General features: G+C 64.4%; 19 protein-coding genes. 8 read left to right on the forward strand and 11 right to left on the reverse strand.

Features of this window, described 5'->3' with window-relative positions; genetic code table 11:
• Positions 1 to 38: 38 nt before the first annotated feature.
• From CXR43_RS01685 to leuD, 5 genes are all read right to left on the reverse strand, one after another.
• Entirely contained in the window at positions 39 to 998 is a 960-nt protein-coding gene (locus tag CXR43_RS01685) for a DMT family transporter (protein WP_103332310.1), read from the reverse strand.
• 153 nt (positions 999 to 1,151) lie between these two features.
• Complete coding sequence (gene leuB / locus CXR43_RS01690) at positions 1,152 to 2,258, reverse strand: 3-isopropylmalate dehydrogenase (RefSeq protein WP_103332311.1); 1,107 nt, start codon at positions 2,256 to 2,258, stop codon at positions 1,152 to 1,154.
• 84 nt (positions 2,259 to 2,342) lie between these two features.
• A complete protein-coding gene (locus tag CXR43_RS01695) occupies positions 2,343 to 3,242 on the reverse strand; it encodes an endonuclease/exonuclease/phosphatase family protein (RefSeq protein WP_168219707.1) in 900 nt (299 codons plus the stop codon).
• A gap of 41 nt (positions 3,243 to 3,283) precedes the next feature.
• Positions 3,284 to 4,129, reverse strand: coding sequence for a hypothetical protein (locus CXR43_RS01700; protein ID WP_103332756.1), 846 nt, complete (start codon positions 4,127 to 4,129; stop codon positions 3,284 to 3,286).
• A gap of 256 nt (positions 4,130 to 4,385) precedes the next feature.
• Complete coding sequence (gene leuD, locus CXR43_RS01705) at positions 4,386 to 4,991, reverse strand: 3-isopropylmalate dehydratase small subunit (RefSeq protein WP_103332312.1); 606 nt, start codon at positions 4,989 to 4,991, stop codon at positions 4,386 to 4,388.
• A gap of 91 nt (positions 4,992 to 5,082) precedes the next feature.
• Between leuD and CXR43_RS01710 the strand changes: the two genes are divergently transcribed.
• The gene (locus CXR43_RS01710; protein ID WP_103332313.1) at positions 5,083 to 5,679 is read left to right on the forward strand and encodes an isopropylmalate isomerase; all 597 of its coding nucleotides are present in this window, start codon (positions 5,083 to 5,085) and stop codon (positions 5,677 to 5,679) included.
• Between the two features lie 25 nt (positions 5,680 to 5,704).
• On the opposite strand, the gene leuC is transcribed toward CXR43_RS01710, so the two are convergent.
• Positions 5,705 to 7,123 carry a 3-isopropylmalate dehydratase large subunit gene (gene leuC, locus CXR43_RS01715; RefSeq protein WP_103332314.1) on the reverse strand — a complete coding sequence of 473 codons (1,419 nt, stop codon included), beginning with the start codon at positions 7,121 to 7,123 and terminating at the stop codon, positions 5,705 to 5,707.
• A 334-nt stretch (positions 7,124 to 7,457) separates the two neighbouring features.
• Between leuC and rsfS the strand changes: the two genes are divergently transcribed.
• Together rsfS and rlmH are read left to right on the forward strand one after the other, a co-directional pair.
• Entirely contained in the window at positions 7,458 to 7,892 is a 435-nt protein-coding gene (gene rsfS, locus CXR43_RS01720; RefSeq protein WP_246831246.1) for a ribosome silencing factor, read from the forward strand.
• 4 nt (positions 7,893 to 7,896) lie between these two features.
• Positions 7,897 to 8,367 (forward strand): 23S rRNA (pseudouridine(1915)-N(3))-methyltransferase RlmH, encoded by a 471-nt coding sequence (gene rlmH / locus CXR43_RS01725; protein WP_103332315.1) that lies wholly within the window; start codon positions 7,897 to 7,899, stop codon positions 8,365 to 8,367.
• Positions 8,368 to 8,427: 60 nt separating this feature from the next.
• On the opposite strand, the gene CXR43_RS01730 is transcribed toward rlmH, so the two are convergent.
• Positions 8,428 to 8,907, reverse strand: coding sequence for a phosphatase domain-containing putative toxin (locus tag CXR43_RS01730; protein WP_354000998.1), 480 nt, complete (start codon positions 8,905 to 8,907; stop codon positions 8,428 to 8,430).
• A 70-nt stretch (positions 8,908 to 8,977) separates the two neighbouring features.
• Between CXR43_RS01730 and CXR43_RS01735 the strand changes: the two genes are divergently transcribed.
• The 3 genes from CXR43_RS01735 to recR are packed head-to-tail and all read left to right on the forward strand — an operon-like array spanning position 8,978 to position 11,687.
• Entirely contained in the window at positions 8,978 to 10,726 is a 1,749-nt protein-coding gene (locus tag CXR43_RS01735; protein ID WP_103332317.1) for a DNA polymerase III subunit gamma/tau, read from the forward strand.
• Positions 10,727 to 10,738: 12 nt separating this feature from the next.
• The gene (locus CXR43_RS01740; RefSeq protein ID WP_103332318.1) at positions 10,739 to 11,083 is read left to right on the forward strand and encodes a YbaB/EbfC family nucleoid-associated protein; all 345 of its coding nucleotides are present in this window, start codon (positions 10,739 to 10,741) and stop codon (positions 11,081 to 11,083) included.
• A 4-nt stretch (positions 11,084 to 11,087) separates the two neighbouring features.
• Complete coding sequence (recR, locus tag CXR43_RS01745) at positions 11,088 to 11,687, forward strand: recombination mediator RecR (protein ID WP_103332319.1); 600 nt, start codon at positions 11,088 to 11,090, stop codon at positions 11,685 to 11,687.
• A gap of 82 nt (positions 11,688 to 11,769) precedes the next feature.
• Here recR and CXR43_RS01750 read toward each other — a convergent pair whose 3' ends face one another.
• The gene (locus CXR43_RS01750; RefSeq protein WP_103332758.1) at positions 11,770 to 12,516 is read right to left on the reverse strand and encodes a DUF1013 domain-containing protein; all 747 of its coding nucleotides are present in this window, start codon (positions 12,514 to 12,516) and stop codon (positions 11,770 to 11,772) included.
• A gap of 125 nt (positions 12,517 to 12,641) precedes the next feature.
• Here CXR43_RS01750 and CXR43_RS01755 point away from each other — a divergent pair, with 125 nt between their 5' ends.
• Positions 12,642 to 13,283: a ribonuclease T2 family protein gene (locus CXR43_RS01755; RefSeq protein WP_103332320.1), complete on the forward strand. Its 642-nt coding sequence runs from the start codon at positions 12,642 to 12,644 to the stop codon at positions 13,281 to 13,283.
• 52 nt (positions 13,284 to 13,335) lie between these two features.
• Here the strand turns inward: CXR43_RS01755 and CXR43_RS01760 are convergent, their stop codons facing one another.
• The 3 genes from CXR43_RS01760 to CXR43_RS01770 all read right to left on the reverse strand — a co-directional run bounded on the left by CXR43_RS01760 (position 13,336) and on the right by CXR43_RS01770 (position 19,159).
• On the reverse strand, positions 13,336 to 16,491 hold the full coding sequence (locus CXR43_RS01760) for a DNA translocase FtsK (RefSeq protein ID WP_103332321.1): 3,156 nt from the start codon (positions 16,489 to 16,491) through the stop codon (positions 13,336 to 13,338).
• A gap of 14 nt (positions 16,492 to 16,505) precedes the next feature.
• Complete coding sequence (locus CXR43_RS01765) at positions 16,506 to 17,684, reverse strand: aminotransferase class I/II-fold pyridoxal phosphate-dependent enzyme (RefSeq protein WP_103332322.1); 1,179 nt, start codon at positions 17,682 to 17,684, stop codon at positions 16,506 to 16,508.
• Between the two features lie 143 nt (positions 17,685 to 17,827).
• Entirely contained in the window at positions 17,828 to 19,159 is a 1,332-nt protein-coding gene (locus CXR43_RS01770; protein ID WP_103332759.1) for an amidase, read from the reverse strand.
• An 89-nt stretch (positions 19,160 to 19,248) separates the two neighbouring features.
• Between CXR43_RS01770 and CXR43_RS01775 the strand changes: the two genes are divergently transcribed.
• On the forward strand, positions 19,249 to 20,478 hold the full coding sequence (locus tag CXR43_RS01775) for an FAD-dependent monooxygenase (protein WP_103332323.1): 1,230 nt from the start codon (positions 19,249 to 19,251) through the stop codon (positions 20,476 to 20,478).
• Positions 20,479 to 20,495 lie beyond the last annotated feature (17 nt).

Below are 20,495 nucleotides of genomic sequence, written 5' to 3' on the forward strand. Positions count from 1 at the left end.
AAACCCTCTCATGGCGCTTTGCAAGAGGGGTCTGCGGGTCATGTCCCGCGCCGGCGCTCGCCGCGTTTCAAGAGCAGGCTGATGCGCGGCATCAGCCCGGTTTCTGGCCGCGATTTGTTCGACAGCACCGGGCTGTTCTTCGACACGCTGCCGGTGCCTTCGCGCATGACAATGTAGATTCCCGAGGCGATGATCACCCCGGTCCCGATCAGGGTGTAGAAATCGGCCTGTTCCTCAAACAGCAAGGCACCGAAGATCACCGCCCAGATGATTTGTGAATATTGCATAGGGGCCACGATGATGGCGGGGGCGGTGCGGTAGGCCATGATCGACAGCAAGGCGGCCACAAAGGCCAATCCGGCGATCACCCCGGTCAGCGCCAGATGTTCCAGCGGCATCGGCACATAGACAAAAGGCATTGCCGCCCCGGTCAGCAGGAAAGTCGCCACCATCGGATAGAGCATCAGCACGGCCGACCGTTCCTCGGCCCCGATCTTGCGGACGATCACCGAAGTCAGAGATCCGGTCAGCGCCGCCGACAGGGCCGCCAGATGGCCAAGGGACAAATCCGCCGATCCCGGTCGCAGCACGATCAGCACGCCCACCAGCCCGACCACCACGGCAATGCCGCGCCGGATGCCCACCTTTTCACCCAGCATCGGGATCGCCAAAACGGTGATCAGCAGCGGCATGGCGAAAAGGATCGCATAGGTCTGCGCCAGCGGCAGCACGGTGAAGGCGTAAAACGCCGCCGCCCCGGTCGATACCGCCGTCAGCGAGCGCAGCAGGGACCACCACGGGTGGCGTGGAATGAGGTTGCCATCGGTCCGGTCGCTCATCAGCATGAAGGAGATCAGCGGAAAGCCCATCAGGCCGGAAAAGAAGATGATCTGGAACGAATTATAGCTTTCGCCCAGAAACTTGATGACGACATCATGGGTGGCATAGATCGCAAAGGCGAGCAGCGCATAAAGCGCGCCTTTCAGATTATGTCCCATGCTGTCTCCCTTTGGCAGCAGGCGGCCAAAGCGCCAATCCTGTTTGCGCTATCAATATGTGCAGAAAGCGCGGCAAGGCTCAACGCTTTCCGACGGATAAAACGACAAAGGCCCGCCATGTGGCGGGCCTTTGCGCAATCTGTCACCCTTCGATCAGAGGCCGGCGTCGAGCGCAGCCACAATCGCATCTCCCATCTGGGTGGTGCTGACGGGGGTGCCGCCTTCAGGACCCATCAGATCGGCCGTGCGCAGGCCGTCGGCCAGCACCTTTTCCACCGCAGCCTCGACGCGCGCCGCATCCTCGCCCATGTCGAAGGAATAGCGCAGCGCCATGGCGAAAGACAGGATGCAGGCGATGGGGTTTGCCTTGCCCGTGCCCGCGATGTCGGGGGCAGAGCCATGCACGGGTTCATACAACGCTTTGGGGCGGCCATTGGCCATCGGCGCGCCAAGGCTGGCCGATGGCAGCATGCCAAGGCTGCCGGTCAGCATGGCGGCCAGGTCCGACAGCAGGTCGCCGAACAGGTTGTCGGTCACGATCACGTCGAACTGCTTGGGCCAGCGGGTCAGCTGCATGGCGCCGGCGTCGGCATACATGTGCGACAGCTGCACATCAGGATATTCCTTGTCATGGATTTCCTGCACCACATCGCGCCACAGGATGCCGGATTCCATCACATTGGCCTTCTCCATCGAGCAGACCTTGTTGCCGCGCTTGCGTGCCAGTTCGAAGGCAGACCGCGCCACGCGGGCAATTTCCGATTCGGTGTAGCGCTGGGTGTTGATGCCCACGCGTTCATTGCCTTCGACAAAGATCCCGCGCGGTTCGCCGAAATAGACCCCGCTGGTGAGTTCGCGGACGATCACGATGTCCAGACCGGCGACGACCTCTTTCTTGAGCGAAGAGAAATCGGCCAGCGCATCAAAGCATTGCGCCGGGCGCAGGTTGGAAAACAGGTCCATCTCCTTGCGCAGGCGCAGCAGGCCACGCTCCGGCTTCACGCTGAAATCGAGGGAGTCATACTTCGGGCCGCCAACCGCGCCCAAGAGCACGGCATCCACTTCCTGTGCCTTTGCCATGGTGTCGTCGTGCAGCGGCACGCCATGCTTGTCATAGGCGCAGCCGCCGACCAGATCTTCGGTCACATCAAAGGTGACGCCGCGCCTGGCGCGCATCCAATCGATGATTTTCTTCACTTCGGCCATGACTTCGGGGCCGATGCCGTCACCGGCGAGGATGAGAAGGGAAGGGTTGGCCATCGCAAAAGGCTCCTGTCTTTGGGTTGCCTGCGGCGTAGCCAATGGGGTGCACAGGGTCAAGCGGTCCTTGGGCCATGCAAGGGGTCAGGGTGCGATTTCCACCCAGATCGGGTGATGCCTGGCACCTGCCGGGGCCGGAGCAACCCCGGCCCCCAGCACTGTGATGCCGGCGGAAGGCAGGATATAGCTGACCCGCAGTCGCCCCAACGTGCCACCATAATCAACTGTGTCACCCGGCAGCACATCCTGCAGCCGCGGATCGGCCAGCAGCGCCCGGATCGCGGCCGGGTTGCCAGCGCCCTTGTCCGGGTCTGCATTGGCCTGCCCAAGCAGCACGAAGGGGGGTTGCGGGGCCTGCGGGCTGTTCAACAGATGCAGCCAGAACGCGGTTTCATCATGGTTGCGCCGGGTGTTGCGACGCTCTGGCCCTTCAAAGGCCGGGGGGGTGGCGTGCCAGGTCAGAAGGTGCAGCCGTCGCCCATCGGGCAATACAAGGGCGGTATCGTGATGCCCGGTCGTCGAGAGCCGCAGCACGTCCGCCGCGCCGGCGGGTAGGGGGGGCAGGTCGGCCCCCGGCAGATCGTGCCAGAGAAACAAGGAGTGATCGGTGCTTTGCGCGGCATCCAGCGGCAGCCGTGACAGGATTGCCATGCCGCCTTCACCCGGGTACCGGCCAAAGCCGATCGCATCGCGGGCCTCCTCCGTGCGCCCGTTGCCATCAAGGTCAAAGCCGCTGGGAAGGCCGGTGTTGGGGCGCAGGGCCGCGCGGTGGGGATAGGGTTGCTGGAGGGCGGCGTTCAGCGCATCGAGCGCCATCCCGCCCGCGTCATAATCAACCCCCGACAGCACCAGCACATCTGCGCGCAGGGCATCAATCGTCGCGACGGCACCCGCCAGATCTGCGGATGTTCCCTGCAGCAGATCGCGCAGCAGCAGGCCAGGGCCGGCGCGGTTCAGATCACTGTTCCAGAATGCCAGTCGCAAAACCTCGGCCCTGGCGGGAAGGCCAAGCAGAAGAAGGACGATCAGAAGGCCCGCGACGCCCGCGCCATGGCCGATCTGTCGCTTGCGCCCTGGGCGCGGCGCACATCGCGAACCATATCGGCAATGCGCCCCATGGCGATTCCACGCATGAACAGGCTTGCCGGAAGAAACGCCCATGCTGTCATTGTCCAGATCAGGGTTTGCGACGCGGTCATGCTATCCGGATCAACGCCGGATGACGACAGGCTGACGATAAAGGGGATGATGAAGGGCAGAAGAAACCCGAGGATGATGTTCACCCGCGCATCCCGCTCCAACCGTTCGACCAGATCGCCGGCCGTCGGGTCAAACGTGGGCAGGTTGATCCAGACATTGAACATGCGGTCCCGCATCGGCCAGCCGCCGATTTTCAGCGCGATGACGAAAGCGGCAAGTGAGATCAACGAGGTAAGATATGCCACGCCCGCCGCATTGCGCACCGACTGTACCTGTCCTGTGGTCGCGGTTTCCGCGAGCATCAGCTTGGCAAGCCGCACCGGCGAGTAGGGGAAATCCAGCGATTGCCCGACCAGTTGGCCAACGGCCTGCATCAGTGCGCTCAGGCTGCTGGTCTCTGCCCGGCCGCTTTCCATCACCGACAGGCACAACACGGTCAGAAACAGCATGCTGACCCGAACCCGGTTGAAAGGTGGCGCATCGCGGAATTCGATCAGGCTGGGGGCTTCGGTGTTGTATTCGACAAAGGTCAGCAATCCGGCAAACAGGGCCACCAGTGCCGCCATCTGCTTGGCGTCACTGGACACATCGGTCAGGATCACAGAGGGGGTAATCACCACAAGGATGACCAGAACCGCCCGCAAGAAAGCGCCCGAGAATCGCGAGACCACGTCGTTGTCACCTTCCACCCGGTCGGACCCGATACGGTGCCGGGACCTTGTTCCGAAGATTTCCCGCCATTGTTGACGGGCAGCCTTTATCTCGCCCAATTTGTGCCTTCTTTCCCAGCGGCCCGCAATCGTCGGCATCTGTTTGATGAAATATTGTGGCACATTCGCGGCCAATGTGTCGCCCGATTGCATCAAGACCGCGAAAACAAAAGGGCCGCCCGGTGGGGCGGCCCAAGATGTTGTGGATCAAGGGTTTTCAGGCCCAAGGCCGCAGAGCGGCGGTCTTGGCCTCGAAGCTGTCAATCGCCGCGGCCTTCTCCAATGTCAGGCCGATATCGTCCAACCCGTTCAGCAGGCAATGCTTGCGGTGGCTGTCGACGTCAAAGCCAAATCTCTGGCCATCCGAGGTGGTGACGGTCTGGGCCTGCAGGTCAACAGTCATCCGGGCGTTCGCACCCTTGCGCGCATCGGCCATCAGCACATCGACCACATCTTGCGGCAGCACGATCGGCAGAATGCCATTCTTGAAACAGTTGTTGTAAAAGATATCGGCAAAGCTGGTGGAAATCACGCAGCGGATGCCAAAATCCAAAAGCGCCCAAGGCGCATGTTCGCGCGAGGACCCGCAGCCGAAATTGTCGCCGGCGATGATGATCTCGGCCTTGCGATAAGCAGGCTGGTTCAGCACGAAATCCGGAATTTCGGCCCCGTCCTGCGTATAGCGCATCTCGTCAAACAGGTTCTTGCCAAGGCCGGAGCGCTGGATCGTTTTCAGAAACTGTTTGGGAATGATCATGTCGGTGTCGATGTTGACCAGCGGCATGGGGGCTGCGATGCCGGTCAGGGTGGTGAACTTGTCCATGGGGTCGTCCTTGATGCTGGCTGCGGGCAGGGCTTGGCTAAGCTGCTGACGCTGTTAAGATTGCGCGACCCGGACGGATCGCAATTCCATTATGTTTCAGACCATCGACGTCCCGCTTCTGCGCCTCTGCGTCTCCACCCGATGGTCGCCCACCATTGGCGACCCGACCTTGTGGGGTTGGCTCACGGTGGCGGTCTACGGTGTGTGCGCGCTGCTGGCCTTGTGCGTCGTGATCCGCCGCCGGGGTGGATCGCGCCGCGCACAGCTGTTCTGGACGGTGCTGTGCCTTACCATGGTCTTTCTGGCGATAAACAAGCAACTCGACCTGCAATCTGGTTTGACCGCGATTGGGCGCTGCCTTGCGCAACAACAGGGCTGGTACGAAAATCGCCGCAGCGTGCAGCGCGGGGTGATCGGGGCGCTGCTGCTGGCCATTCTGATGGTCCTGACCGCAGGCCTGTACCTGATGCGGCGTGACCTGCGGCGCAACGGTCTGGCCCTGCTGGGCCTGATCGTTGTGGCAGGGTATGTCGCGTTCAGGGCGGTCGGGTTTCATCATTTTGACGAGATCATCACTCTGCGGGTCAGGGATGTGCGGTTCAACGTGATCTTCGAGCTGACGGGACTGGTCATGATCACGCTGAACGCGCTGGTCTTGCTTCTGCGAAGGGGACCGCGCCGCCGCTAGTGCAGCGCGGTTGTCTTTGCCGCGGTCAGACAGTCTCCGCCATCATCTCGCGCACATCGGTAAGGTGCCCGGTGATCGCCGCCGCTGCCGCCATTGCGGGCGACATCAGGTGGGTGCGACCGCCCCGGCCCTGACGCCCTTCAAAGTTGCGGTTGCTGGTGGCGGCGCAGCGTTCGCCCGGGGTCAGCTGATCGGGGTTCATCGCCAGACACATCGAGCAGCCTGCCAGACGCCATTCAAAGCCCGCATCGATGAAGATCTGCGCCAGACCCTCTTCCTCTGCCTGCGCGCGCACAAGGCCCGATCCTGGCACCACCATTGCGCGTTTCACCGCAATCTTCTTGCCCTTCAGGATCGCTGCCGCCGCCCGCAGATCCTCGATCCGGCCGTTGGTGCAGGACCCGATGAAGACGGTGTCGATGGCGATATCGGTCAGCTTCTGGCCCGGAGTCAGGCCCATGTAATCAAGGCTGCGTTGTGCCGCCTCGACCTTGCCGCCGGTGAAGTCGGTGGCCGCTGGCACGGTGCCGGTGATCGGCAGCACATCCTCGGGGCTGGTGCCCCATGTCACCACCGGGGCGATATCCTCACCGCGCAGTGTGACCACCTTGTCCCAATGTGCGCCTTCGTCGGAAAACAGGGTCTTCCAATAGGCAACCGCTGCCTCCCACTTGGCGCCTTTGGGCGCATGTGGGCGGCCCATGCAATAGGCGAAGGTCTTTTCATCGGGTGCGATCAGACCGGCGCGGGCACCGCCCTCGATCGCCATGTTGCAGACGGTCATCCGGCCTTCCATCGACAGTTCGCGAATGGCCTGCCCGCAATATTCGATGACATAGCCAGTGCCGCCCGCGGTGCCGGTTTCGCCGATCACGGACAGGGTGATGTCCTTGGCGGTCACGCCGGGGCGCAGACTGCCGGTGATCTCCACCTTCATGTTCTTGCCCTTGCGCTGGATCAGCGTCTGGGTGGCCAGCACATGTTCCACCTCGGACGTGCCGATGCCATGCGCCAGCGACCCGAAGGCCCCATGCGTCGCGGTGTGCGAATCGCCGCAGACCACGGTCATGCCGGGCAGGGTCCAGCCCTGCTCCGGGCCGACGATATGCACGATGCCCTGACGCACATCGGACACCGGATAGTAGTTGATCCCGAAGTCCTTGGCGTTCTTGTCGAGTGCCTCGACCTGAATCCGGCTGTCTTCGGTCATGGTCGCGGCATTGGCGCGGTCCAGCGTGGTGGGCACGTTGTGATCAGGTACGGCGATGGTCTTTTCCGGCGCGCGCACGCTGCGGCCGGTCATGCGCAGCCCTTCAAACGCCTGTGGGCTGGTGACTTCATGCACCAGATGGCGGTCGATGTACAAAAGGCAGGTGCCGTCTTCGGCCTGATGGACGACATGGTCGTCCCAGATTTTATCGTAGAGTGTACGCGGAGCGGTCATGGCTCTCACCTTATGCTGGGATGGCTTTTCAAGGGGCGGGGGCCGCGCCAAAGGGGCGCGCAGCAAGCATCAAAGGCGCGCGAGCACGCTGCGCGTCATGCCGAAAAAGCGGGCCGGAAGCCGCGCATGGTCGGTGATGTTGAAATAGATGAACCCGGTCATGACGCGCTTGATACGCCGAAACGCCGTGTCAGGCAAGGTTCGATGACCGTCTGCGCTTGCGTACACTGGGAATCGGCGCTATGGCCCCCGGCTTGCCCCGATTTGTTGAGGTTGTGCCGCAAGGGTGCTACCTTGGGGTTGTCCCGGCGCCGGGGGTGGATCGGCGCGTCAGATGGAGGACGATGTCCTGTCTCACTCAGATCCTGCGACCGGGCTTCCGGTCGGACCCCGGGCAAACCGCGCAAGCGGCCCGGATTACACCCCGGAACAGCTGCTAGAAGCAGTGCTGGCCTCGGTCGATGACGACAAGGCCGAAGGTATCGTGCAGATCGACCTGCGTGGCCGGTCGGACGTGGCCGATTACATGGTGATCTGCTCGGGCCGGTCGTCGCGTCAGGTGGCGGCGATTTCGGAAAAGCTGGCCGACCGTGTCAAGCAAGGCTTTGGCATTGTCAGCAAGATGGAAGGCAAGGAAACTGGCGACTGGGTGCTGATCGACACCGGCGATGTGATCGTCCATGTCTTCCGCCCGGAAGTGCGCGAGTTCTATCAGCTGGAAAAGATGTGGCTGCCATCGGGCGACGCGCTGCGCGGGTCGGTCGTCTGACGCCATGCGCGTGCACCTGTGCGCGGTGGGCCGGCTGCGAACCGGGCCTGAGCGCGAGTTGATCGACGATTATGTGACGCGCTTCGACCGCTCTGGCCGGGCGCTCTCGCTTGGGCCGCTGACCGAGCACGAGGTTGAGGACAAGCGCGGCGGCGGCATGGCGGCGGAAGCCGACCTGCTGGCGCGCGCGATTCCCGCAGGTGCTTTGATCGTCAGCATGGATGAACGCGGCGCGTTGGTCAGCAGCCCCGAGTTTGCCGCGATGCTGGTGCGCTGGCGTGACAGCGGGCGGCAGGATCTGGCCTTTGTGATCGGCGGCGCGGATGGCATTGATCCCGGGTTGCGGGCGCGGGCGGATGCCTCGGTCAGTTTTGGCAAGATGGTCTGGCCGCATATGCTGGTGCGGGTGATGCTGTGCGAACAGCTGTACCGGGCGGCGTCTATCCTTGCGGGTGCGCCCTATCACCGGGCCTGAGGCGCTGGTGGCCGGCTGCGGGAGCCTCCGGCGGGGATATTTAGGAACAGATAATAAGGCTTAGCGGGAGCTGGCCCAACGCTGTTGCGCCTTGGTTTCCACCGCGCAGGGGCGGACGGCGCGCAGTCGGGTGAGGGCAGTGTCGGCCTCTTCGCCCGCGTCGGTCAGCAGGCGCAGCACCGCCATGCCGGACCGGCCACACCCGCCCATGCAATGGGCAAGCACTCTGCCGCCCTCTTCCAGGATCGCGCGGGCGCGCGCCGAGGTTTCGGGCCAGAGCGCGGCCGTGTCTGCCTTCGGCGTGCCGAAATCCGGGACCGGCAGATGCACCCATGCGATGCCAGCCGCTGCAAGGTCGGCAGGCAGGCGACCCGCGCCCTTGGTTGCCAGTTCCAGCCTTGAAGTCATGGTCAGGACGAGCGTGGGACGCCAGGCCAGCAGCGTTTTCAGGTCTTGGCCATAATCCCCGGTCCGCCCAGGCATCGGGCAGAGAGCGAGGCTGCCGCCAAGGGCGGGAATTTCTGCAATCTCAAGGGTCATCATTCTGCCTTCGGGTGGACGAAGGGCGCGGCAGCGCCTAGGTTGGGGCGACGCAACCCCGGAAGGCAGTATGTCCGACAGTCCCGCGAAATCCTATCAGGTTCTGGCACGGAAATACCGGCCCGCCACCTTTGCCGATCTGATCGGGCAGGAGGCCATGGTGCGTACGCTGAAAAACGCCTTTGCCGCCGACCGGATCGCGCATGCCTTTGTGATGACCGGGGTGCGTGGGGTGGGCAAGACCACCACGGCGCGGATCATCGCCAAGGGGCTGAACTGCGTGGGGCCCGATGGCAGCGGTGGGCCGACAACCGAGCCGTGCGGCGTCTGCGAGCCCTGCCGCGCGATTGCCGAAGGCCGCCATGTCGATGTGATGGAAATGGACGCCGCCAGCCGCACCGGCGTGGGCGACATCCGCGAGATCATCGATTCGGTGCATTACCGGGCGGCCTCGGCGCGCTACAAGATCTATATCATCGACGAAGTTCACATGCTGTCGACCTCTGCCTTCAACGCGCTGTTGAAGACGCTGGAGGAGCCGCCCGCCCATGTGAAGTTCATCTTTGCCACGACCGAGATCCGCAAGGTGCCGGTGACCGTGCTGTCGCGCTGCCAGCGGTTTGACCTGAAACGGATTGAGCCCGAGGTGATGATGGCACATCTGGGCCGCATTGCCGGGCTGGAGGGCGCGTCCTTGGCACCCGATGCGATGGCGCTCATCACGCGTGCCGCAGAAGGCTCGGTCCGCGATGCCATGAGCCTGATGGATCAGGCGATTGCCCATGGCGCGGGCGAGACCACTGCGCTGCAGGTGCGGGCGATGCTGGGTCTGGCAGATCGGGGCCGGGTGCTGGATCTGTTCGACCTGATCATGAAGGGCGATGCGGCCGCGGCGTTGACCGAAGTGGCTGGGCAATATGCCGACGGGGCCGATCCGATGGCCATTCTGCGCGATCTGGCCGAGATCACGCATTGGGTTAGCGTGATCAAGATCACGCCGGAAGCGGCGGATGATCCGACCACGCCGCCAGATGAACGCGCGCGCGGCCTTGATATGGCGCAGCGCCTGCCGATGCGGTCGCTCAGCCGGATGTGGCAGATGCTGCTGAAAGCGATTGAAGAGGTGGGGCTGGCCCCCAATGCCATGATGGCCGCGGAAATGGCGATCATCCGCCTGACCCATGTGGCCGACCTGCCAGATCCTGAAACCCTGCTCCGCCGGTTGCAGGCCGCGCAAGGGGCGGGGCCGGCCGGGCCGGTTGCGGGCGGCGCGCCTGCGGGGGGCGGTTCTGTGCACGGGGCCATGACGCGTGCGCCCTCGGCCCCGATGCGTGGGCCGTCGATGAATGGGGCCGGGCAGGCGATGGCGCTTGCCGCCGAACAGGTGGTTTACCAGAGCTTTGATGCGGTCGTGGCCCTGATCCGCGAACGGCGCGACATGAAGCTGCTCTATGAGGTGGAGGAGGGCGTGCGCCTTGTGCGCTACGCCCCGGGCCGGATCGAATTTGAGCCCTCGCCCAAGGCCGGGGCTGACCTTGCCGCAAGGTTGGGTCAGCGCTTGCAGGCTTTTACCGGACAGCGTTGGGGCGTGTCGGTGGTGTCGGGTGGTGGCCAGCCCACCATTGCCGAGGCCCGTGATGCCACCCGCGTGCAGGCCGAGGCCGAGGTGATGCAGACCCCATTGGTACAGGCGGTGATGCTGGCCTTTCCCGGGGCAAAGATTGCCGGCATACGATCGGCAGAGGAGTTGGTGCAGGCCGCCGCCGCTGAGGCGCTGCCGGAAGTCGAAGACGAATGGGATCCGTTCGAGGATAGTTGAAAGGACGATGCGATGCTGAAGGGTTTGGGCGGTCTTGGCGATATGGCCGGGATGATGAAAAAAGCGCAGGAAATGCAAACCAAGATGGCCGAGATGCAGGAGGAACTGTCCCGCATCGTGGTGATCGGTGAATCGGGTGCCGGTCTGGTGCGCGCGCGCGCGACCGCCAAGGGCGAGTTGACCGGGCTGGAGATTGATCCGTCGATCTTTGTCGCCTCGGAAAAGGAAGTGGTCGAGGATCTGATCCTTGCCGCCATCAAGGACGCGCAGGGCAAGGCGGCAGAGCGCAGCCGGGCGGAACTGGCCAAGCTGACCGAAGGGCTGGGTCTGCCCCCTGGCATGCAATTGCCGTTCTGAACCCATGTCAGGCCCACCGCGCGACATTGACGCCCTGATCGCGCTGATGGCGCGGCTGCCGGGGCTTGGGCCGCGCTCGGCCCGTCGGGCAGTGCTGCATCTGCTCAAGCGGCGCGACGCGGTGCTGGCCCCATTGGCGCAGGTGATGGCGACGGTGGCGCTGACCGCGCAGGATTGCCGGGTCTGTGGCAATATCGGCACCACCGATCTGTGCCCGATCTGCGATGACCCGCGCCGCGCGACCGGGGAAATCTGTGTGGTGGAAACCGTTGCCGACCTGTGGGCGATGGAGCGGGGCGGCGCGTTCAAGGGGCGCTATCATGTGCTTGGTGGCACGCTTTCTGCGCTGGATGCCATTGGCCCCGAGGATCTGCGCATCCCGGATCTGGCCGAGCGGGTCCGGGGTGAGGCGGTGTCCGAAGTGATCCTTGCGCTCAATGCCACCGTCGATGGCCAGACCACCGCGCATTACATCGCCGATGCGCTGGCCCAGACTGGCGTGCAGATCAGCAGCCTTGCGCAGGGTGTGCCGGTGGGGGGCGAGTTGGACTATCTGGATGATGGCACCATTGGTGCCGCTCTGCGCGCCCGCCGCAAGGTGTGAAGGCCCGGGGGCTTGGCGGGGATACAAAACACAAAGGCACCCCGGAGGGGTGCCTTGCGAAGAAATATAGCGGTTCGCCTGCTCAGCGGCGGGGTTCGTCGTCATCCTCGTCTTCGTCGTCATCCTGCTGCGGCAGGTTGAAGAAGCTTTCCGCATCCGAGAAATCGGCTGGCTTTTCTTCCTTTTCGGGGCGGGTAAAGGCCTCGAGCCCCGACGGCATCTTCGGCTCTGCCGACATTCCGAGGGATTGTTCGGTCGACACCAGCTTGCGGCGTTCGTCATCGCTCATCACCACGCCTTCGGCGGCACGGCGGCGCACGGCGGCCTGAACGGCGGTGTCCAGTTCCGACTGTTTGCACAGACCCAGCGCCACCGGGTCCACCGGTGCAATGTTGTTGATGTTCCAATGCGTCCGCTCGCGGATCGCCTGAATCGTCGGCTTGGTGGTGCCCACCAGCTTGCCGATGGCCCCATCCGACAGTTCCGGGTGGAACTTCACCAGCCACAGAATGGCTGCCGGGCGGTCCTGGCGCTTGGAGAGGGGGGTATAGCGCGGGCCCCGGCGTTTTTCTTCGCCGACGGCGGCCGCGTTGAACTTGAGCTTGAGCTTGTACAGCGGGTCTTTCTGACCCTTTTCAATCTCGCCCGCGTCCAGTTGGTTGTTGGCGACCGGGTCAAAGCCCTTGACGCCGGGGGCCACGTCCCCATCGGCGATGCCCTGCACTTCCAACTCGTGCATGCCGCAGAAATCAGCGACCTGCTTGAACGACAAGGTGGTATTGTCCACGAGCCAGACGGCGGTGGCCTTTGCCATGAGCGGCTTGTTCATGCCCAACTCCTTTACAAATCTGTCCCGTGCCGGGAAAACGGCTGCAGGCGCTTTGCCTGCGATTTCCACGATGTCGGGGAATTCATGGGTCATATAGGCGGTTTTGACGGAGAGGGGAAGCGAAAATGAAAAGCCTCTGGCTCGCGGTGGCGCTGATCTGCGCAGGTTCCACCACCTTGCGCGCCGAGGGAGAACGCGCAGGTGAGTTTGACTATTACGTCATGGCCCTGTCCTGGTCGGCAAACTGGTGTGCGCTGACGGGCGATGCGCGCCGCGATCCGCAATGTGACGCCGGGCGCGGTACCACCTTTGTGCTGCACGGGCTTTGGCCGCAGTATGAACGCGGCTGGCCCAGCTATTGCCGCACCGGGGCGGCGGACCCGTCGCGCAGCGATACGGCGGCGATGGCCGATCTGTTCGGCGGCGCGGGGGCTGCGTTTTACCAGTGGAAGAAGCACGGCCGCTGCTCGGGCCTGTCAGCGAAGGCCTATTACGCGCTCGCCCGCGAGGCATTCACCTCGGTCAAAATCTCGCCGGTCTTTCCACAGATCAACAAGGACCTGAAGGTTCCGGCGGCGGTGATCGAAGGGGCGTTTCTGGAGGCCAATCCGGGCTTGACCCGCGATCAGGTCACCGTGACCTGCCGCGCCGGCATGATCCAGGAGGTGCGGATCTGCCTGAGCCGTGATCTGGAACCGCGCCGCTGCGGGGCCGATGTGATCCGCGATTGCACGTTGCAGGATGCCGGGCTGAACGCGGTGCGTTGACGAAAAAACGCGCCCGGAGGGGCGCGCTTCCAGCAGCCTAGAGGCCAGCCTTTCAGGTCTCGGGCACCAGAATTTCGCGCTTGCCAACGTGGTTGGCAGGGCTGACCACCATCTGCTCTTCCATCTGCTCCACCAGTTTCGCGGCCTTGTTGTAGCCGATGCCCAATTTGCGCTGGATATAGCTGGTCGAGCATTTGCGGTCCTTGGCCACGATCGCCACCGCCTGATCATACAGCGCATCATCGCCGCCTTCGCCGGTGGACAGGCCCAGCACCACATCGATATCGCCAGCCGAGTCCTCATCGGGCCCTTCAACCACACCGGACATATAGACCGGCGGACCGAAGGATTTCAGGTGGTTGACGATCTCTTCGACTTCCTCATCCGACACGAACGGCCCGTGAATCCGGGTGATCTTGGCCCCGTTGCCCATGTAGAGCATGTCGCCCATCCCCAGCAGCTGTTCAGCCCCCTGTTCGCCCAGGATCGTGCGGCTGTCGATCTTGCTGGTGACCTGAAACGAAATCCGGGTCGGGAAGTTGGCCTTGATCGTGCCGGTGATCACATCCACCGACGGCCGCTGCGTTGCCATGATCAGGTGGATGCCGGAGGCGCGCGCCATCTGCGCCAGACGCTGGATGCAGGCTTCAATCTCTTTGCCGGCCACCATCATCAGATCGGCCATCTCGTCGACGATCACCACAATATAGGGCAGGGCGACGGGCGCAAATTCCTCGGTCTCGAACACAGGCTCGCCGGTGTCTTCGTCAAAGCCGGTCTGGATGGTGCGCTTGAACATCTCGCCCTTGGCCAGCGCTTCCCGCACCCGCCCGTTGAAGCCTTCGATGTTGCGCACGCCCATTTTTGACATCTTGCGATAGCGCTCTTCCATCTCGCCCACGACCCATTTGAGCGCAACGACCGCCTTTTTCGGGTCTGTCACCACGGGCGACAGAAGGTGCGGGATGCCATCGTAAACCGACAGTTCCAGCATCTTGGGGTCGATCATGATCAACCGGCATTCTTCCGGGGAAAGCTTGTACAAAAGGCTCAGGATCATGGTGTTGATCGCCACCGACTTCCCCGAACCGGTGGTCCCCGCGATCAGCAGGTGGGGCATCTTGGCCAGATTGGCCACAATGGCATCGCCGCCGATGTCCTTGCCAAGCGCCAGAGGCAGGCGCATGTTTGAATCCCCAAAGTCGCGCGCCGCAATGATCTCGCGCAGCACCACCTTTTCGCGGGTGGCATTGGGCAATTCGATGCCGATCACCGACCGGCCCGGCACCGTGGATACACGGGCGCTCAGCGCCGACATGGAGCGCGCAATGTCATCGGCAAGCCCGATCACACGGCTGGCCTTCAGGCCCGGGGCGGGCTCCAGCTCGTACATGGTGACCACGGGGCCGGGGCGCACAGAAACGATTTCGCCCTTCACACCGTAATCATCCAGCACCGATTCCAGCATGCGCGCGTTTTCTTCCAGCGCCTCATCCGACAGAGAAAAGCGTTCCACCGTCGACGGGCTGGACAGCAGCGACAGCGGGGGCAGTTCATAGGGCTGGCTTACGGCTTCATCAAAGCGCAGGCGGGGCTGGCTCTCGGCCATGGCCTGCCGCGACGGGGCCATCGGTTTTTTGACGATATGCTGCACCACCGGTTTGCGGACTTCGGCCACCGGAATGCGCGGGGCGGTATAGGCCATGGTGGGGGCGCCGTATTCGGCGGCGTCATCCTCATCCTGCTGCCAGTCGGTGTCATCCTCATCAGCATAAGCCGGGGCCGGCGCTTGCCTGGAGCCAAAGATATTGGCTGGATCTTCGTACTCATCAGCCTCTGTCTCGGGCGCATAGGTCCGGGGCAGCGGCGCCACCGGCTGCGGGGCAGGGGGCACGGCGGCCAAGCGCACGGGCGGCACCTGCGCCATGGTCAGCGGCGGTTCGGGCGGCAGGCCGGAGGCTGCGACCGGCGGCACCCGGCGGGTATCGGCGATCAGCGGTTGCGGCCCGCGCAGCCGCTGGGTGAGGCTGCGCGCCACGGGCGGTTCGCGCCGGGCCTGCACAGCGGTGGTCACCGGGTTCAGCATCGGGCCGGGGTGACGCATCCGCGATTTGATCGCGTCGGAAATCCGCGCCTTGATCCGGTCATCATTGGGGGCCTGATCATCCGAAAATGCGGGCAACTCCGGTTCGACCAGTTCCGGCTCCGGTTCGGCGGCGCGGCGCATCATCTGGGGCATCCGGGCCAGCAACCCGGCTTTTTCGCGCGGCGGGGCGTAGGATGCCGCTTCTGCCATCGGCTCGGGATAACGCGGATCGGCGCGCAGGGTGCCACGCAGCGCCGAAGGCCGGCCCCATTCGGCGGCTGTTGTGCCAGGCTGCGGCAGGTCTGCCGTGCTCCGATGGATCGCGGCATTGCGGGTGCCAGGTCGGGACGGTGCCGCCAAAGGCGCGTCCGCCTCTGTGTCATACCAGTCCTGCGACCGGGTGGCCGCGCCCTGTATCATCGCTTCAGCTTTAGAGGCCCGGCGTTCAGCCAGCGCATGCGCTGCACGGCTGGTGCCGCGCCCGGCCAGATGGATGATGCTATCATAGGCAAAGATCGACCCGACCATCAGAAACCGGGCGATGACCGCCAGTTCGACAAGCGTGAACCCGGTCACCCACAGGCCCATCACCAGCAACAGCCCGCCAAGGATCAGCGAAAACAGCGTCAGCCCGACCCCGGCGCTGACCGGAGCCACGCCCAGCAGGGTGCCCAGGATCGTATCACCAAACAATCCGCCGAGCCCGAAGGAATGGGGCCAGCCCGCGCCCGGCACCAGCGTTGCCGAGAACACCGAGGCCAGGGCCACCGCGATCACCGCGAAGACGATGCGCCCCATCGCCCGGTCTGCGCCGCGATGGGTGACAAACCGCACCCCCCAGACGCCAAGGATGACCGGAAGCATCCAGGCCCCCTTGCCGCCGATGATCATCAGCGTGGACGCGACCGCCGCACCGAACCGGCCCAGCATGTTGTTGGCAGGTTCATCCGTCGCCACCATCCAGCCCGGATCTTCGGGCGAATAGCTGCCCAGCATCAGCGCAAACAGCACCGCCCCGGCCAAGAGGCCCAGCCCCATCAGCTCGCGCCCCCGGCGCTCCAGCATGGCGGCGGTGTCCTGATCCAGAAGCGGGTCGCGTTGACGCATGTTGATGGATGCCATGACCTTACCTGTCCTCAATCGTAGAGGCAGTCACGAAGGCGGATCAGCCCGTGCTGCAATTCTGTTTGTAGGGCGACCAAGGCCACCCGGATATAGGCTTTGCCGGGGTTCTCGCCCCCGACATCGCGCGACAGATAGGCCCCGGGCAGCACCCGCACCCCTGTTTCGCGCCAGAGTTTCACGGCGGCCTCCTCGCCGTCGGTCACGGGAAGCCAGAGGAAGAACCCGCCCTCCGGAGCCACGCGATTGTGCAGACCCGCGAACACCTCATCCGCCATGCGGAACTTGGCCTGATAGAGCGCAAGGCTCTCGGCCACATGCTCTTCATCTTGCCACGCGGCCTCGGACACGCGCTGGATGGGCAGGGGCAGCGGGGCCCCGGAAAAGGCGCGCAGCTGGCGGATGCGGACCATGCTTTGCGGCCCCGTCGCCACAAATCCAGATCGCAGCCCAGGCAGGTTCGACCGTTTGGACAGCGAATGGAACACCGCCACACGCTCGGGGTCGGTGTCACTGGCCTGCGCCACGGCCAGCGCGCCGGGCGGCGGCGAATCGCGCCAGATCTCGGAATAGCATTCATCGGCGAGAATCCGGAAATCATGCTTTTCGGCCAGCGCCATCAGCCGTGCCAGATAATCGGCCGGGGCCACAACCCCCTGGGGATTGGCGGGCGAGCACAGATAGGCCACCGTCACCCGGTCCAGCAGATCGGCGGGAAGCCCTTCATAATCCGGCAGAAACCCGGTTTCTGCGGTGGCCGGCACATAAACCGGCTCTGCCCCCACGGTCAGCGCTGCCACGGCATAGACCTGATAGAACGGGTTCGGCATCAGAATGACGGGGCGCTTGCCACCCTTGGTTTCCGGCGACAGCGCGATGGCCGCGTTGAACAAGCCTTCGCGCGTCCCGTTCAGCGCCATGATCTGATCATGGGGCAGGGCGACGCCATAGCGCCGCTGAACCCATCCTGCGATGGCCGCCAGCAGCTCGGGCGTGCCGTCATTGGGAGGATAGACCGCAAACCCATCCAGATGCTGTGCCAGAAGCGGGCCGACAAAGGCTGGCATCGGATGACGCGGCTCGCCGATGGTCATGTGAACCGCAGGACCGCCCGGCGCATGCGCGTCCAGCAGCTTCCGCAAACGCGGAAACGCATAATCCGGCAGGTTCGAGAACCGCTCTGGAAAAGCCATATCTGCCTCATGTTCAGGGTCGTCTCGCCCCGTGTTTCCGCACGATAGCCAGTGATGCAGGCGGGGTCCAGAAAAAGCCGCCAAGCCTTGGGGTTAGCCACAAGGGATTGTGTCTTTTTCGCCCGTTCCCCCGCTGCTTGCCGCTAGCGCAGCGCCCGCTCTGCCGCCGACCCCAGCCGCAGCAGACGCTCTTCCTGCATCGGCCCCGCCATCAGGCTGAGTCCGCAGGACGGTTCCGATGTTGGCAGGGTCAGCGCACAGCCATCCATCAGATTGCCGATCCGCGTGTTGCGCAGGGCCAAGAGGTTTTCAGACACGTAATAGGCATCATCCGTCATCAGCCGTGCCGCATCGGGGGGCAGGATCGGCGCGGTCGGCACCAGAACTGCATCATACCCCGCCACCGCCCGCGCCCAGTGCCCGCGCAGAATGCGCAAACGCCGCCAGGCGGCCACGTAATCGGGGGCACTGAACCCGGCCCCCAGCCGGAACCGCTCCAGAATGCGCGGGAACATCTTGTCGGGGGCGGACTCGATAGCCTTGCTCCAGATACCATAGGCTTCGGCGGTGAACAGGATCGGCGACAGCGCCATTGCCTCGGTCAGGTCCGGCACAACACCCCGCTCTAGCCGCGCGCCTGCCCGTGCCAGCCGCGTCAGCGCATCGTCAAACCCGCGGGCGGGCGCAGCGCGCAGATCATCCAGGGCCACCGTTTCAAGCACCAGAAAGCGCATGCCTGACAGGCTGGCCCCGGCCAGATCGGCCGCCCGCCCGCCCTCGAGCGCGGCCAGCAGCAGGGCACAATCCTCGACAGTGCGGGCCAGGGGGCCTACGGTGTCAAACATTTCGGCCAGGGGCACCACGCCTTTGGTGGACACCCGCCCATGCGTGGTCTTCAATCCCACCAGATCATTCCAGGCCGCCGGTATCCGGACCGATCCGCCGGTATCAGACCCGATAGCTGCCGGGGCCAGACCATGCGCGACCGATGCCGCAGCGCCCGAGGATGATCCACCTGCCACCGCGGCCTCATCATTGATGCAGGGCGGTGTGGCCGTCACCGGGTTCAGCCCCAGCCCGGAAAACGCCAGTTCCGACATGTGGGTTTTTCCAAGGCAGACCAGACCTTGCAGCGTTGCCATCCGCAGAACCTCGGCGTCAGCCTCGGGTATCCGGCCCCGCAGCAGCGCGGAGCCTGCTTCGGTGGCGCGGCCTGCCGTGTCAAACAGGTCTTTCCAGCTGATCGGCACGCCGTCAAGCACGCCGCGCCTCAATCCGGCCTTGGCGCGGGACGCTGCTGCCATCGCTTCAGACCGGCAGCGGTCGGGTGTCACGCGGGCATAGATCCGGTCGCGCAACGGGTGGCGATCAATCACGTCCAGCTGCATCTCGCACAGCTCGACCGGGTTGATCCGGCCGGCACCGATTCCCGCACCCAGCTCTGCCGCCGTCATATCCGCCCACGTCTTCGCCATGCCATTCCCTGCCTGCACCCGGTCTTTCCGCAACGCTAGCGGCAAGGCGGCGCATGGACAATTCCGATCTTTGCCCCATAGTCGCTTGCATGACATATGACAGCGACATCCTGATTGCCGGGGGGGGATTGAACGGCCCGGCATTGGCGCTCGCGCTGGCACAAAGCGGGCTGAGCGTGACCGTGGTGGATGCGCGCCCCGCCCCTGCCCGGGCCGAAGCGGGCTTTGACGGCCGCAGCTATGCGCTGGCCATTGCGTCCAAGCGGTTGCTCAGTGCCATCGGCCTCTGGCCTGCCGTGGCCGGACAGGTGCAGCCGATCCTGCAGATCAAGGCGTCTGATGGTCTTGCCGGCCGGGGGGCAGCGCCGTTCTTCCTGCATTTCGACTCTGCCGAGATTGAAGAAGGCCCGATGGGGTTCATGCTGGAAGACCGCCATCTGTACCGCGCCTTTCTGCAGGCGATGGATGCCGCCCCCGGCCTGACCCTGCTGTCAGGCGAAACGGTTGTGGCGCAGGAGGTAACGCCAAGCGGCGCAACCGTCACCCTGGCCTCAGGCAAGACCTTGACCGCGCGCCTGCTGGTCGGCTGCGACGGGCGCGGGTCCGGCACGGCCCTTCGTGCGGGGATCACCCGTGTTGGCTGGGGATACGGCCAGACGGCCTTGGTCACGGCGATCCGGCATGAGAAAGACCATCACGGCATTGCTCAGCAATTCTTCATGCCCGCTGGTCCGCTGGCGATTTTGCCGTTGCCTGGTGGGCACCATTCGTCGATTGTCTGGAGCGAGACCGACAGCGCCGCCGCCGCCATTCAGGCGCTTTCGGATGCGGAATATCTGGAGGTGCTGCGCCCGCGGTTTGGTGATTTCCTTGGGGAGATCACGCTTGCAGGCGCGCGCTTCACCTATCCGCTGTCGCTGAGCCTGGCGCAAAGTTTCATCGCCCCGCGTGTGGCGTTGGTCGGGGACGCGGCACATGGTGTCCACCCGATTGCCGGGCAGGGCCTGAACCTTGGGTTGCGGGACGTGGCGGCGTTGGCGGAAGTTCTGGTGGATGCAAGCCGTCGCGGCGAAGATATCGGTGCCGCCGATGTGTTGGAGCGCTACCAGCGCTGGCGGCGGTTCGATTCCACCACGCTGGCGCTAGGAATGGATAGCGTCAACCGGCTGTTTTCAAATGACAATCCGGCGCTCAGGCTAGCGCGCGATTTTGGCATGGGGGCGATAAACGCGCTGCCGCGCCTGCGGCGCGGCTTCATGCGCCAGGCCGCCGGCCTGTCAGGCGATCTGCCGCGTCTGCTCTCGGGCCAGCCCTTGTGACCGAAGCGCGGGGGCCA

The organism is Pseudotabrizicola formosa (assembly GCF_002900965.1).
GTDB classification, from domain to species: Bacteria; Pseudomonadota; Alphaproteobacteria; order Rhodobacterales; family Rhodobacteraceae; genus Pseudotabrizicola; species Pseudotabrizicola formosa.